12 protein-coding genes are annotated in these 14,739 nt (G+C 71.1%); 5 read left to right on the top strand and 7 right to left on the bottom strand.

Annotated elements, in window-relative coordinates:
* The first annotated feature begins 88 nt into the window (after positions 1–88).
* A complete protein-coding gene (locus KME79_RS02565) occupies positions 89–1,858 on the top strand; it encodes a thiamine pyrophosphate-dependent enzyme (RefSeq protein ID WP_219543155.1) in 1,770 nt (589 codons plus the stop codon).
* 3 nt (positions 1,859–1,861) lie between these two features.
* Here KME79_RS02565 and KME79_RS02560 read toward each other — a convergent pair whose 3' ends face one another.
* From KME79_RS02560 to KME79_RS02550, 3 genes are all read right to left on the bottom strand, one after another.
* Positions 1,862–2,308, bottom strand: coding sequence for a PPC domain-containing DNA-binding protein (locus tag KME79_RS02560; protein ID WP_219543154.1), 447 nt, complete (start codon positions 2,306–2,308; stop codon positions 1,862–1,864).
* A gap of 136 nt (positions 2,309–2,444) precedes the next feature.
* Complete coding sequence (locus KME79_RS02555) at positions 2,445–2,870, bottom strand: hypothetical protein (RefSeq protein ID WP_219543153.1); 426 nt, start codon at positions 2,868–2,870, stop codon at positions 2,445–2,447.
* Positions 2,871–3,007: 137 nt separating this feature from the next.
* Complete coding sequence (locus tag KME79_RS02550) at positions 3,008–5,842, bottom strand: AfsR/SARP family transcriptional regulator (protein ID WP_219543152.1); 2,835 nt, start codon at positions 5,840–5,842, stop codon at positions 3,008–3,010.
* A gap of 314 nt (positions 5,843–6,156) precedes the next feature.
* Between KME79_RS02550 and bla the strand changes: the two genes are divergently transcribed.
* Positions 6,157–7,026, top strand: a complete 870-nt coding sequence (bla, locus tag KME79_RS02545; RefSeq protein ID WP_308248769.1) for a class A beta-lactamase — start codon at positions 6,157–6,159, stop codon at positions 7,024–7,026.
* Positions 7,027–7,042: 16 nt separating this feature from the next.
* On the opposite strand, the gene KME79_RS02540 is transcribed toward bla, so the two are convergent.
* Complete coding sequence (locus tag KME79_RS02540) at positions 7,043–7,735, bottom strand: sulfite exporter TauE/SafE family protein (protein WP_308248761.1); 693 nt, start codon at positions 7,733–7,735, stop codon at positions 7,043–7,045.
* A 122-nt stretch (positions 7,736–7,857) separates the two neighbouring features.
* On the bottom strand, positions 7,858–8,691 hold the full coding sequence (locus KME79_RS02535; RefSeq protein ID WP_219543149.1) for an SDR family NAD(P)-dependent oxidoreductase: 834 nt from the start codon (positions 8,689–8,691) through the stop codon (positions 7,858–7,860).
* Between the two features lie 80 nt (positions 8,692–8,771).
* On the opposite strand from KME79_RS02535, the gene KME79_RS02530 reads away from it, so the two are divergent.
* Positions 8,772–9,179, top strand: coding sequence for a winged helix-turn-helix transcriptional regulator (locus tag KME79_RS02530; protein WP_219543148.1), 408 nt, complete (start codon positions 8,772–8,774; stop codon positions 9,177–9,179).
* A 45-nt stretch (positions 9,180–9,224) separates the two neighbouring features.
* Positions 9,225–9,983 (top strand): neutral zinc metallopeptidase, encoded by a 759-nt coding sequence (locus tag KME79_RS02525; RefSeq protein WP_219543147.1) that lies wholly within the window; start codon positions 9,225–9,227, stop codon positions 9,981–9,983.
* A gap of 139 nt (positions 9,984–10,122) precedes the next feature.
* On the opposite strand, the gene acnA is transcribed toward KME79_RS02525, so the two are convergent.
* Both acnA and KME79_RS02515 read right to left on the bottom strand, forming a co-directional pair.
* Complete coding sequence (gene acnA, locus KME79_RS02520) at positions 10,123–12,897, bottom strand: aconitate hydratase AcnA (RefSeq protein ID WP_219543280.1); 2,775 nt, start codon at positions 12,895–12,897, stop codon at positions 10,123–10,125.
* 138 nt (positions 12,898–13,035) lie between these two features.
* Positions 13,036–13,764, bottom strand: a complete 729-nt coding sequence (locus KME79_RS02515) for a metal-dependent hydrolase (protein ID WP_148030328.1) — start codon at positions 13,762–13,764, stop codon at positions 13,036–13,038.
* Positions 13,765–14,043: 279 nt separating this feature from the next.
* Between KME79_RS02515 and KME79_RS02510 the strand changes: the two genes are divergently transcribed.
* A complete protein-coding gene (locus tag KME79_RS02510; protein WP_219543146.1) occupies positions 14,044–14,739 on the top strand; it encodes a PadR family transcriptional regulator in 696 nt (231 codons plus the stop codon).

Genomic DNA, 14,739 nt, shown 5'->3' with positions numbered 1-14,739 from the left:
AAACAGGTCACCACATATCTGCCGATCCGGAAATTTCTTTCCCGCCTGCCCGATGTTTGGGTGGACCCCGTGGGGCACTGCGGCAGGTATGGCTACGATCGCATCTGAACTGCTCATCGAACGCCTGGCCGAATGGGGCGTCGACACGGTCTTCGGGATACCGGGCGACGGCATCAACGGCATCATGGAGGGCCTGCGGCGCCACTCCGACCGGGTCCGGTTCGTGCTCGTCCACCACGAGGAGGCGGCCGCGTTCATGGCCGCCGGGCATGCCAAGGCCACCGGCCGGATCGGCGTCTGCCTGGCCACCAGCGGCCCCGGCGGCATCCACCTGCTCAACGGCCTGTACGACGCCAAGCTGGACCACCAGCCGGTCCTGGCGATCACCGGGATGCAGGAGACGAGCGTGCTGGGCACCGGCTACCAGCAGGAGGTCCACCTGCAGCACCTGTTCGCCGACGTCGCCGAGTACAACCTCGTCGTCGACAACCCTGCCCAGCTGCCCGGCGTCGTGGACATCGCGATCAGGACCGCCTACGCCCGGCGCGGGGTCGCGCACCTGACCCTGCCGAACGACGTGCAGATCGCCGAGGCGGGCGCCGACCCCTACCCGCAGGTCGCGCCCGCGCGGCCGCCGGCCACCGCCCCCGTCTACCTGAGCCCGCCCGGCGTGCCCCGCGCCGAGGACCTGCAGGCCGCCGCCGACGTGCTCAACCGGGCCGAACGCCCGGCGATCCTGGCCGGGGCCGGAGCCCTGCACGCCCGCGCCGAGGTGCTGGCCGTGGCCGAGACCCTCGGCGCACCGGTGATCAAGACGCTGCCCGGCAAGGCCGTCATCCCCGACGACTCGCCGTACGCGGTGGGCGGGATCGGCCTGCTCGGCACCCGTCCCGGCGAGGAGCTCGTCGAGGACTGCGACACCCTGTTCATGATCGGCACCAACTTCCCCTACACCAGGCACCTGCCGGAGCCGGGGGCGGCGCGGGTGGTCCAGCTGGAGGCGGACCCGGTCAGGGCGGGCGTGCGGCTGCCCACCGAGGTGCCGATGATCGGCGACGCCAAGGAGGGCCTGCGCGCCCTGCTGCCGCTGCTCAAGCACGCCGGCGACCGCGCTCACCTGGCCAGGTACACCGAGCTGATGAACGCCTGGCGCGCCGACATGCGGGCGCTGGAGTCGCCGCGGCGCTCACCGATCGCGCCGCAGTACCTGATCAGTTGCGTCGACCGGGCCGCGACCGGCGACGCGATCCTCACCTGCGACTCCGGCACCATCGCCACCTGGGCCGCCAGGCACTGGACCATCCGCGGCGACCGCGGCTTCTACCTCTCGGGCAACCTGGCCACGATGGCTCCCGGGCTGCCGTACGCGATCGCGATGCAGCACGCGTTCCCCGGCCGGCAGGTGATCGCGTTCGTCGGCGACGGCGGCTTCGCGATGCTGATGGCGGAGTTCCTGACGGCGGTCCGGTACCGGCTGCCGATCAAGGTGGTCATCAACAACAACAACGCGCTCGGCCAGATCCTGTGGGAGCAGATGGTGCTCGGCTACCCGGAGCACGGCGTCCGCTTCGCCGAGCCGGTCGCCGACTTCTCGGCCTGGGCGCGCTCCTGCGGCGGGTTCGGCAGGAAGGTCACCGAGGCGGGCGAGCTGGACGAGACCGTCCGCGCGGCGCTCGCGCACGACGGACCGGCCCTGGTGGACGTCGACGTGGATCCGGACGAGCCGCCGATGCCGGGCAAGGTCTCCTACGAGCAGGCCAAGAAGTTCGCGGAGGCGTTCCTGCGCGGCCAGCCGCGCCGGGCGTCCATCGCCTCCACCCTGTTCAAGGACAAGATCTCGCAGCTGCGTTCCGGCTGAGCCTCAGCCGGACGACGGCAGGTCGATCAGGCAAAGGCCGGTCTCGGGGTCGTGGCGCTTGCGCAGCCAGACCGGCGACTCCCGCACGATGACCTCCAGCGTGGGCCAGACCGTGGCCTCCAGGAGGTGGCCGCCCCGGGTGGCGCCGTCGCGCAGGCCGACGACCGCGTGCGCGTGGATCTGCGGGCGCCCGTCGGCGACCGCGATGTCGCCGGTCAGGCTCAGGACCTCGACCTGCTCCCTGACGGGGATGCGGAGGTAGCCGCCGCGCTCCGGGTCGAAATAGCCGAGCGTGGCGCCGCTGAACGCGCCGATCGCGGTGAGCGCGGCCGCCGTGACCTCGTGCTCCTCCGCCCAGCGCTGCAGCTCGGTCATGGCCTCGTCGCCCTTGTCCATGATGATCGCGTGCACGCTCACGCCGTCGGAACTCGTCAGAACTCGTGACTTCATGCGGGAGCGCCTGCCCGGGCCCGGCGGGCCTACGCATGCGCCGGAAGAGCGCCGGGAGCGCCCGTCGAGGCACTCCCGGCGATCAGCGCTGGAGAAACGTTCACCAGTACGGGTTCTGGTACTTCACGCTCTCGCCCTACCTGATCTGACCGGTGGGCGGATAACGCAGGCCCACCGCGACTTTGATGGTGTAGAGGCGGGTCTTGTTGATGGTCTCGTCGACGAACTTCTTCGTCAGGTAACCGCAGGTCTCCCTGCGGAAGGTGCCGGCACCGGGGAACCCGTCGTTGACGGTTACCGACACCATCGCGCACCAGCCGTCGACCTGCGTGTCGTGAACATGTCCTCTGAGGAACACCTCCCTCTGGGAGTGGAAGATGAGCCACGCGGAAAGGTGAGGCTCCGGCCCGGCGAAGTTCCCCGCGTAGTCGACCCCGTTGTGCGCGACCAGGTTGAAGTGGCGATGCTCCTCCGCACTGGACGGGGTCGCCGTGAAGAGCACAAGAGTGAGGGCGCCGAGCGCGGCTCCCGCGGTTGAACGGATCCGTCGCGACCAGGTCATCTGACTTCGTCCTCCCGATTTCGTCCAGTGATCCGCCCGGAGGTCTCCGGCTGGACCAGTGTGCGACGCGGGGGTTATCGCGACGCTTATGCGCGGGCTTTGCACGCTCGTGCCCGGCGGGTGCCGGGGAGTGCGGCTCAGTCGCCGGTATGGAGCTTCGCGCGGACTCGTCCGGCGCCGGGGTGGCCGAGCTCGTCCAGGATGGCCAGCGCGTCGCGCCAGGCCTGTCGCGCCGGCTCGTCGCCGCACAGGGCCGCGTACGCGTCACCGAGGTGAACGAGCGTCTCCGCCTCCGTCACGGGGTCCAGCCCCGTCCGCAGGAGAGCGAGGGCCCGGCGGTAACAGGTGACGGCCTCGTCGTGGCGGCCGAGACGGTGGTGGGCGTACCCGAGACTGTCCCAGGCCCCGCCCTGCGCCCGGGGGTCGCCGATCCGCTCGAACAGGGCGAGCGCCTGCCGGCAGCATCGCACGGCCCGGTCGCCTTCGCCGAGCTCGGCGTACAGCCGGCCCAGCCCGTCGAGCGCCTCGGCCTGCCCGAACAGCATGTCAGCGGCGCGGTACAGGTCGAGGGCGAGTCGCGTGTGACGGACGGCCTCGCCGAACTCGCCGCGCTGCCCGTGGATCCAGGCGAGCGTGTGGTGCGCCTCCGCCTGCCCCCGCTCGTCCGCGCGGTCCGCCGCGAGTTCCATGGCCCGCCCCGCATGGGTCCGGGCCTCGTCGTACCGGCCGAGGCTGCAGAGCGCGCACCCCAGGGCCAGGTGCGACAGAACCTGCTGGAGGACATCGCCCAGTCGCTCCGCCGCGGCGAGAGCGACGCGCTGCGTCCCGGCGAGGTCGTCCCACTGAGCCTGCCAGTCAAGGTGGTTCTCAAGAGTCCAGGCGATCCGCCACGCCGCGGTGTCGAACCGCTCGGCCGCCGCCCGCCCGACGGCCGCGAGCAGAGCGGGACGCTCGTCCGAGAACCAGGTCCGCGCCTGCCGGTCGTCGGTGAGCTCGTCAACCGTGACCCCGTGGGCGGGATCGCCGAACTCGATCGCGCTGCGCGCCGGGTTGATCAGCAGCGCCGCCCGATGGCCCGTGTGCGCGTAGTGGTCGAGCACCCGGCGCAGCGCCTCGCGCGATCCGGCGGCGGTCTCCTGGTCCCGGACGAGTTCGCCGGCGTAGGCGCGGAGCAGGTCGTGGAAGCTGAAGCGGCCCGGACGGTGCTCGACGAGCAGCTGGGCGGCGGTGAGGGTGTTCAGCAGGGGCCGGACCTCGGCGACCGGCACGCCGGCGAGCCCGGCGGCCGCGGCGACGGAGACGTCCGGGCCCGGGTGCAGTGCCAGAAGCCGGAAGAGCCGGGCCGCGCCCGCCGGGAGCCTGGTGTAGGAGAGCGAGAAGACCGCTCTGAGGTCGGTGGCGGGATCGGTGCCCGCGAAGGCGTCGAGGGCGGCCGGGGCGTCGCACAGCTGCCCGGCCAGCGCCCGCAAGGGGAAGCCGGGCTGGACGGCGGCGCGGGCGGCCATCACCGCCAGCGCGAGAGGGAGCCGCGCGCAGCGGGAGACGATGGTGTCGACGGCCTGTGGCTCGGCGGCGACCCGATCGTGGCCGAGCCGGCGCGCGAGCAGCTCGCGCGCCTCGGCACCGGTGAGCAGGCCGAGACTGACCGGCCGGGCGGCCTCGGTCGCGACGAGGCCGGCAAGACGGTCGCGGCTGGTGATCAAGGCGAGGCAACCCGGTGAGGCCGGGAGCAGGGGCCGTACCTGTTCCTCGTCCCGGGCATTGTCCAGCAGGACGAGCACGCGTTTGCCGGACAGCAGGCTGCGGTAGAGCCCTGCCTGGGCGTCGACGTCGGCGGGGATCCGCCGCGGTGATACCCCGAGGGCGTCGAGACATCGGCGCAGCGATTCGGCCGGCGTCAGCGCGTGACCGGCCGGGTCGAAGCCCCTCAGGTTCACGTACAGCTGACCGTCGGGAAAACGGCCGGCGACCCGGTGCGCCCAGTGCACCGCCAGCGCGGTCTTGCCGATGCCGGCCGTACCGGACACGGCCGAGATCACCACGGCCCGCGGGGCGGGGCTCTCGGCGTCGGGGAGCAGGCCGTCGAGCAGCTTGACCTGCTCGTCCCGGCCGACGAAGTCACCGGTGCCCGCCGGAAGCTGGCGCGGGACGACCGGCGTCTCCCTGAGCCCGTGCCCGCCGGACGGATCCGGTGGTGCCGGTGGGCTCGAAGCCGGCGGGACGTCCAGATCGGGTGCGCCGGCGAGCATCCGCCGGTGCAGCCGTCGCACGCTCGGGCATGGCTGGACCCCCAGCTCCTCGTCGAGGAGGCGGTACAGCCGCTGGTACTCCTCCAGAGCCTCGGCCTGGCGGCCGGACCTGTACAGCGCGAGCATGAGCCGTTCGCGTAACGACTCGCGCAGCGGATGTCCGGCCACCAGCGCCGTCAGCTCGCCGGCCAGCTCCGCGTGGCGGCCGAGCGCGAGATCGGCGTCGATCCTGTCGTGCAGGACGGCCAGTCGTCGCTCCTCAAGCCGTGGCCGCTCGAGGATGACCAGCGGGCCGGTCGTGTCGCCGCACGCCGGACCTCGCCACAGATCGAGCGCGGCGCCGAGGTCACGAGCGGCGTCGGACGGCCTGCCCTCGACGAGCGCGGCGCGGCCACGCTCGGCGAGGCGCTCGAAGGCCGCGACATCGCTCGCCGCCTCGTCCAGCCACAGGACATAACCCGCCGAGCGGCGCACGAGCGGGGACGCTCCGGTGGCGTCCCCTCCCAGCACCCGGCGCAGCTTGGACACCGCCTGCTGGACCTGGTTGGCGACCGTCGCGGGCACGGCGTCGCCCCACAGCGCCGCGATCAGCCGGTCGAGGGGTACGACGCGGTTGGCGTTGAGCGTCAGGAGCGCGAGCAGCGCACGGTGCTTCGCACCGCCGAGCGGCACCGTCGCCCCGTCCCTGCGGACCTCGACGGGTCCGAGAATGCGGATCTCCATGCTCCTGTTCTCCCCAACGTCGTCATACGTACCGAGCCGGTCGGCGGTTCCCGGTCAGGCGATGGCGAAGGAGATCCACCGATCTGGGGGACGACGGTCGATCAGGATGAGGCCGGTCCGAGGCCGCGCCTACCTGCTCTCATGATGTTCCCGATATCGACGGGGTACCGATATCACTATTGGACAGCTTGCCGGAACCTCTGGTCTGCTCGTTCCCGTACGAGATCGAGATCTGAATCAGGGGCTTTGACATGCAGCGCTACTTCCGGAGGACCCGAGCCAAGCTCGCATTCTCCTTCCTGACGTTGTCCGCAGTGCTCGCCGGAGGCGCCGGGGGACCGCAGGCCGCCGTCGCCGCGCCGGCCGGCCGCGAGGACGGCGTCCGCGCGGAGCTGCGCCGGCTCGAAGCCTCCTACCAGGGACGCATCGGCGCCTTCGCCATCGACACGGGCACCGGCAAGACCTTCGGCCACCGGGCCGGCGAGCGGTTCCCGAGCAACTCCACGTTCAAGGCCGTCCTGTGCGGCGCGATCCTGGACAAGGCCCGCACCGAGGACCCCGGCCTGATGAAGCGCGTCCTCCGCTGGACGAAGAAGGACGTCGTCGACCACTCCCCCGTATCCGGCCTTCCGGAGAACATCAGAAACGGGATGACCCCGGATCGGCTGTGCCACGCCACCATCACCCAGAGCGACAACACCGCCGCCAACGTGCTGCTCAAGCAGATCGGCGGGCCCGCCGGCATGACCCGCTACTACCGCTCGCTCGGCGACCGGTTCGGGCGGCTGGACCGCTGGGAGACCGAGCTGAACGACTGGAAGCCGGGAGAGAGGCGCGACACGATCACGCCCGCGTCCATGGCCCGCGACCTGAAGAAGATCACTGTCGGGGACGCCCTGGTGGCGGCCGACAGGAAGCGGCTGACCGACTGGATGCGGGCCACCGAGACCGGGAAGGAGCGCATCTTCGCCGGTCTGCCCAAGGGCTGGACGGCAGGCGACAAGACGGGCACGGGCGGCGTGTACGGGACCGCCAGTGACATCGCGATCGCCTGGCCGCCGTCGGGCGCCCCGGTGATCATCGCCGTCTACATCCAGCGCCCCTCCGCCGACGCCGAGGTGGACAACGGCGTCATCGCCAGGACCGCCTCCCTCCTGGTACGGGGGCTCGGCAAGGCCTCCTGACCCGCGTCCTGCGGGCTCACGCGCCCGCCAGGCTCTGGCCGACCAGGACGACGGCCGACACCGCCGCCACCACGAGGACGGCGATGCGGACCTTGCCGCCGTCGAGATAGCGGCGCAGCGGGCCCGAGACGAGGAAGCCGGCGATCATCGGCAGGACGAGCACCGCGCCCGCGCCCAGCGCGCGGGCGGGCAGGTGGCCGACCAGGGCCAGGATGACCAGAGACTGGGCGGCGCTCAGGAAGAAGAACATCGCCAGCGTCGCCCGGATCTCCGGCCCCTTGGCGGTCTGGTAGACGAGGGCGATGGGCGGCCCGCCGATGCCGGTGGCGGTGCCCGTGATGCCGGAGACGAAGCCCGCGGAGGTGATCGTGAACCCGTTCCGCGGCAGGCTCACCGCCCGCGCCGTGAGGATCACCGCGACGAGCACCATGGCGCCCACGAAGATGCCCAAGTGGTGGATGGAGATGTAGACCACGATGGCGGCGCCGATGACGCTGCCCGGCAACCGGCCGAGTACCGCGAAACCCAGCCCCCGCCAGTCCACGCGCCGCCACTCCACCGCCAGCGTGAACAGCGGCAACGTCATGTTCGTCACCTGGATCGCGCCCGGCATCAGCGAAGGGTCCAGCAGCGTCAGCACGGGAGCCGCCACCAGGCCCATCCCGAAGCCCACGCTCCCCTGGACCACCGCCCCCACGAAAACCGCCAAACCGCCGACTAGCAGCACTAACGTCAGATCATCCATGCGGACTACTCCATCATGCTCACCCTCCGTCGCCCCACCTGGCACGAAGTGATGATCTTCCGCGGGCGACGCGATCGGCGACCGGGTCATCCGGGAGAGCCGGCGACGGCATTCAGCAGGTCCCCGGTGTACGCGGCCAGCCGGTCGGCGTCGTCCGGATCCAGCGTACGCAGCGACAGCGGGACCGGTTTTCCGCGGTCGACGGCGGTGAGCGGGGCCGGCGGCGGGGCGTCGATCCACGCCACGACGGGGGCCACGGCGTCGGCCACCGGCCGGGCGAAGAGCCGGCCGAGCGTCTTGAGCCCGGCGCGGACCAGCGGGTTCGGGTGCCCGTCCAGGCCGCTGCGGGTGAACCCGGGGTGATAGAGGACGTACCTGGCGCGGCTTTCCGCGTGCCGGGCGAACGCGACGCCGAGCAGGTCGTTGGCCCGACCGGCCTGGAGCTGGGCGCGTACCTGACCGTAGCCGCGGGTGAGCTGCGGGTCGTCCCAGAAGATCCGGCCCGTCGTGACGCCGACGCCGGCCACGTTCACCACGACCGGATCGGGCGCGGCGTCGAGCAGCGGGCGCAGGCCGTGGCTCAGCAGGTAACGGCTCAGGTAGTACAGGGCGAACGTGGACTCCAGGCCGTCGGCGGTCTCCAGACGGCGGGCGTTCACCCGGTTGGCGAACAGCGCCAGCGCGTCCACCGTCCCGTGCCGCCCGGCGATCTCCGCGATCGCCCGGCGCGCTTCGGCGATCGACGACAGGTCCGCCCGCAGGAACCGCAGGCGATCGCTGTCCGCCTCGGCCAGCAGGGCGCGGCCCTTGGCGGCGCTGCTGCCGATCACGGTGACCTGGTCGCCCCGCGCCAGCCGGGCCAGCGCGGTCGCGCGGCCCATCCCGTCCGTGCCCCCGCTGATGATCACATTCTTCGGCATCGTACGCCTCCCCCGTAAGGTCAGATCATGGCCCGCCCATCCTGGGCGGATCCGGGCAGAGGGCGAAAGAAGGCAGTTTCATGTCCGATACGCACACCGGTGTTCCCTCCGCGCTCGCGTACGAGCTGCCGCGCCCCGTGCCGGCGGACGAACTGGCGGCCTGTCCTGCCGGTGAGGTGTTCCGGCGCGTCGGAGACAAGTGGAGCGTGCTCCTGGTGGTCCTGCTCGGCGGGCGGCCGCACCGGTACAACGAGCTGCACCGCGCCGTCGAGGGCATCAGCCAGCGCATGCTCACCCGTACGCTGCGCGGCCTGGAGATCGACGGGCTGGTACGGCGGGAGGTGCTTCCGACGGTGCCGCCGAGCGTCGAGTACAGCCTGACCCCGCTCGGCCGGTCCCTGCTGATCCCCCTCTCGGCGCTGGCGGACTGGGCGGTACGGCACGAGGGTGACATCAGGCGGGCCAGGAGCGACTCGACAGGCCGATGAGGGCCCGGAGCGGCGGGGGCCGCGGATCCTCTAGGCTGCGTGATCGTGCGAGTCCGATCTGCGTTCCTGGGGCTGTGCGTGGTCGCCGCAGCAGCCGTGCCCGTCTTGCCCGCGCACGCGGCCCCGTACAAGGACCCGTTCGCCGGGAGCGGGAAGCTGGCGCGGGTGGTGTGCCCCGAGCCGGCGATCACGTACGGGGGGATCCCGCAGACGCGCGAGTATCTAGCCACAGTCGTGAAGTGTCTGGATAAGTCATGGAAGGCGCACTTCGCCGCCGACCGGCGTCCCTTCCGCAAGCCCGCGGTGCGCTTCTACGACGAGCCCGAGCGGCGTGTGTGCGGCGTGCCGTGGCCCGAGAGCGCCGCCGCCTTCTACTGCACCAACCGCCGCGTCCTGGTGTTCCCGCTCACCGGCGACTGGATCGAGAACCGCACGGACCTCTACCCGCTGAAGGTCGCCGCCCACGAGTACGGCCACCACCTGCAGTCGCTGACCGGCGCCCGGCGCCACTACGAGGCCGGGGTCAAGGCGAGCCCCGGTCGCCAGGCCGAGCTGGGCCGCCGCTACGAGCTGCAGACCGACTGCCTGTCGGGGGTGTTCCTGGGCGCCGTGTGGGGGTCGCTGGAGCGTACCGGCGACGACTGGGCGGCACTGCTCGACGCCACCCGCGCCAGCGGCGACGACGGGCACCGGCGCAGCCACGGCGCGGGCGCCACCCGGGTGCGCTGGCTCAAGCGCGGCCATCACGCCGTCTCCCCCTCCGCCTGCGACACCTGGTCGGCCCCGCCCTCGGCAGTGTCCTGACGTGGAGAGCCGCCCGGCGACGGGTGTGTCGCCGGGCGGCGTCTCGTGGGCACGGGTGATCCCCTGATGCGGGCGTGACAGGATCTCGCCCTGGCCCGCGCCTCCGGCCGGCTGGTGGCCGGGCGGAGGCGCGGAAGGCTCACTTGGCGAGCAGGCCGCGCAGAACGTACTGCATGATGCCGCCGTGCCGGTAGTAGTCGGCCTCGCCCGGCGTGTCGATGCGCACGACCGCGTCGAACTCGACGTCACCGGCCTTGACGTGGACGGTCCCGGGGACGGAGCCGTCGTTGAGCGCCTCGACGCCGGTGATGTCGAACGTCTCCTCGCCCGTCAGGCCGAGCGAGTCGGCCGTCTGGCCCTCGGGGTACTGCAGCGGCAGCACGCCCATGCCGATCAGGTTGGAGCGGTGGATGCGCTCGTAGGACTCGGCGATGACGGCGCGGACGCCCAGCAGCGCGGTGCCCTTGGCGGCCCAGTCTCGCGAGGAGCCGGAGCCGTACTCCTTGCCCGCGAGCACGACGAGCGGGGTGCCCTGGGCGGCGTAGTTGACCGAGGCGTCGTAGATGAACGACACCGGCGCCTCCGGCCGGGTGAAGTCGCGGGTGTAGCCGCCCTCGGTGCCGGGCGCGATCTGGTTGCGCAGCCGGATGTTGGCGAACGTGCCGCGGATCATCACCTCGTGGTTGCCGCGCCGCGACCCGTACGAGTTGAAGTCCCTGACCTTGACCCCGTGCTCGCGCAGGTACTCGGCGGCGGGCGTGCCCACCTTGATGGAGCCGGCCGGGGAGATGTGGTCGGTGGTGGTCGAGTCGCCGACCTTGACCAGCACGCGGGCGCCGGCGATGTCGGCGACGGGCTCCGGCTCGCGCGGCATGCCCTCGAAGTAGGGGGCCTTGCGGACGTAGGTGGAGTCGGGGTCCCACTCGAAGGTGTCGCCGGTCGGGATCGACAGCGACTTCCAGTGGTCGTCGCCCTCGAACACGTCGGCGTAGTCGCGCTCGAACATCTCGCGGCCGATGGAGGAGCTGACCACGTCGGTGATCTCGTCGGGCGCCGGCCAGATGTCGCGCAGGTAGACGGGCTCGCCGTCGTTGCCGGTGCCGAGCGGCTCGTTGTCGAGGTCGATGTCCATGGTCCCGGCCAGCGCGTAGGCGACCACGAGCGGCGGCGAGGCCAGGTAGTTCATCTTGACGTCGGGGTTGATGCGACCCTCGAAGTTGCGGTTGCCGGACAGCACGGCGGTGACCGCGAGGTCGTTGTCGTGCACCGCCCTGGAGATCTCCTCCGGCAGCGGGCCCGAGTTGCCGATGCAGGTCGTGCAGCCGTAGCCGACCAGGTTGAAGCCGAGCTTGTCGAGGTAGGGCTGGAGGCCCGAGCGCTCGAAGTAGCCCGTGACGACCTGCGAGCCGGGCGCCAGCGAGGTCTTGACCCACGGCTTGCGGGTCAGGCCCTTGTCGACGGCGTTGCGGGCCAGCAGGGCCGCGCCGAGCATCACGTACGGGTTGGAGGTGTTGGTGCAGGAGGTGATGGCGGCGATGGCCACGATGCCGTGGTCGATCTCGAACGAGGTGCCGTCGGCCAGCGTGACCGGCACCTTGTTGTGCGGCCGCTCGCGTTCGAGGTGGGCGGAGTGCGGCTTGTCGCCGTTGCCACTGTGGCTGACCGCCGGGGAGTCGGAGGCGGGGAACGACTCGGCGGACGCCTCGTCGGCGGGGCCCAGGATGCTCGCCGCGTAGTCCTTGACGGCGGACCGCCAGGCCTGCTTGGCGTCGAAGAGCGCGATGCGGTCCTGCGGGCGCTTGGGGCCGGCGATGGACGGCACGACGGTGGCGAGGTCGAGCTCCAGGTATTCGGAGAACTGGGGCTCGGCCGCCGACGGGTCGAGCCACAGGCCCTGGGCCTTGGCGTAGGCCTCGACGAGCTCGATCTGCTCCTCGGAGCGGCCGGTGAGCCGGAGGTAGTCGACGGTCTGGCCGTCGATCGGGAAGATGGCGCAGGTGGAGCCGAACTCGGGGCTCATGTTGCCGATCGTGGACCGGTCGGCCACCGGCACGGACGACACGCCCTCGCCGTAGAACTCCACGAACTTGCCGACCACGCCGTGCGCGCGCAGCATCTCGGTGATGGTCAGCACCAGGTCGGTGGCGGTGGCGCCGGCGGGCAGCTCGCCGTTGAGCTTGAAGCCGACCACGCGCGGGATGAGCATGGAGATCGGCTGGCCGAGCATCGCGGCCTCGGCCTCGATGCCGCCGACGCCCCAGCCGAGCACGCCGATGCCGTTCTCCATGGTGGTGTGGGAGTCGGTGCCGACGCAGGTGTCGGGGTAGGCCTTGCCGTCGCGCGTCATGACCACGCGGGCGAGGTGCTCGATGTTGACCTGGTGGACGATGCCGGTGCCGGGCGGGACGACCTTGAACTCGTCGAAGGCCGTCTGGCCCCAGCGCAGGAACTGGTAGCGCTCGCCGTTGCGTTCGTACTCGCGCTCGACGTTGCGCCGGAAGGCGTCGGGGTGGCCGAAGTAGTCGACGATGACCGAGTGGTCGATGACCATCTCGGCGGGGGCCAGCGGGTTGATGCGGGCCGGGTCGCCGCCGAGGTCGCGCACCGCCTCGCGCATGGTGGCGAGGTCGACCACGCAGGGCACGCCAGTGAAGTCCTGCATGATGACGCGGCCGGGGGTGAACTGGATCTCCACGCTCGGCTTCGCGTTCGGGTCCCAGCCGCCGAGCGCGCGGATGTGGTCGGCGGTGATGTTGGCGCCGTCCTCGGTGCGGAGGAGGTTCTCCAGCAAGATCTTCAGGCTGTACGGGAGGCGTGCAGCACCTTCGACGGCGTCCACCCGGAAAATCTCATAAGACGCGTCGCCGACGCGCAGCGTGTCACGGCTGCCGAAGCTGTTCGCGGACACGGTGATTCGCCTCCTCCATTGACGGTTAGCTCACTAAGAATCCTGCCGCACCGGGGAAGCGTTCTTCACGTTAGGTGGACCTAAGTCACGCCGGCCGCAGATTGTCTCGACATCAAGATATCTCTAAAGTATCTCGACATCAAGTTAAAGCGGCCCGAGCCGCCAGAAGAGCAGGCCGACGATGGCGACGGAGAGCACGGGAGCCAGGATCTTCTGCTCGAACTTCCTGCCCGTCTTGATGCCGATCTTCCACGGCAGCACGAACTTGACCGACAGCGGCCAGAGCACCGGGCAGCCCCGCTCGGTCATGCAGTCGCCCACCACGTGGATGAAGGAGCCGATGCCCACGGCCAGCCCCAGCCAGGCGTACCCGACGTCCATGGACAGGAAGACGGCGTAGAGCCCGGCCGTCATGCCGATGTTGACCATGGCCGAGGCGAGCTTCTTGCCCGGGATGCCGATGCCGATCGCGCGCAGGGCCAGCCCGATGAGCAGCACCACCATGATGTCGCGGCCGATCGGGTAGGCGGCGGCCAGCCAGTGGGCGCCCAGCCCGATCGCGATCGCGAACGCCAGCGAGTGGGTGGCGCCCCGGTGTCCGCCGCTCAGCCACGAGACCGCCTTGCTGAGCAGCCAGGTGACGGGACCGAAGGTCTGGGCGATGGTGGCGCTCGGGTGGTCGAGGTCGGGGAGCATGGCGGCGCCCGCGCAGATGATCGCGCCGGCGATCAGCTCGGCCGGGCTCAGCGCGGTGGCCATGATGCCGGTCTCGATGAACCGGGACGACTCGTTCAGCAGCGGCAGTGCGGCGAGCGGGGGCGCGAGCCCCAGCCAGGCGATGGCCCCCGTCAGCGCGTGCGTGTGCCCCATCATGATCGGGATGCTAGCGCCCCGCGCCCGCTTCCGCCTGTCGCCCGGAAGTCCCTAGAACGTTCCGAAAATGCAGACGAGGCCGTCTCCAGCGGCGACAGCACCCCCCAGCCCTGCCGACGCGGAACGACCTCGTCTGATGGGAACAACGTAGTACCCCTGGATCCTGTTCCCGGCCCTCTCGAAGTTTTTGGTGATCTGAGTCACTTGTCGGAATTGTTGCTATCGACACACTGTCGATATATCTTTGAAGCATCGTAGAACGGTCGAGAGGAGTACGACATGACATCCGCCCACGCCATGGGAGGCCAGTGGCCCGAGGCGCACGAGGTGAAGAAGGCTCTGCGCGACACGGTCAAGGCCGTGGCCGAGGCGTTCGAGCAGGGTCACCATCACCACCACGAACACCGCCACCGCGGGCGCAGAGGCCCTGGCCCGTTCCCGTTCGACCTCGGGCGCGGCCCGTGGGGTCCCGGCGGCCCGTTCGGCGGCCACCGCGGCTGGGGCGGCAGGCCCCGCAAGGCCAAGCGCGGTGACGTACGAGCCGCGATCCTCGCGCTGCTGGCCGAGGAGCCGCGCAACGGCTACCAGATCATCCAGGAGATCGCCGAGCGCAGCGAGGGCGGCTGGAAGCCCAGCCCCGGCGCCGTCTACCCGGCGTTGCAGCAGCTCACGGACGAAGGGCTGATCATCGCGGAGGAGAACGAGGGCCGCAAGACCTTCCGCCTCACCGACGAGGGCCGCGCCTACATCGAGGCGCACGCCGACGAGATCCGCGCCCCGTGGGACGAGATGCGGCCCGACATCGACGACAACACGGCCGATCTGTGGGACACCGCCCGGCAGTCCGCTTTCGCGATGATGCAGATTCTCCAGTCCGGGAGCGACGCACAGATCCGCGAAGCGCGTAAGACTCTGGTTGAGACCCGGCGCAAGCTCTACCAGATCCTGGCCGACGGCGACCCGGGCGAGGAGTGA

This window comes from Nonomuraea harbinensis, assembly GCF_019396385.1.
Classification (GTDB): Bacteria; Actinomycetota; Actinomycetes; order Streptosporangiales; family Streptosporangiaceae; genus Nonomuraea; species Nonomuraea ferruginea.
This window is presented reverse-complemented; position numbering and strand designations above follow the sequence as displayed.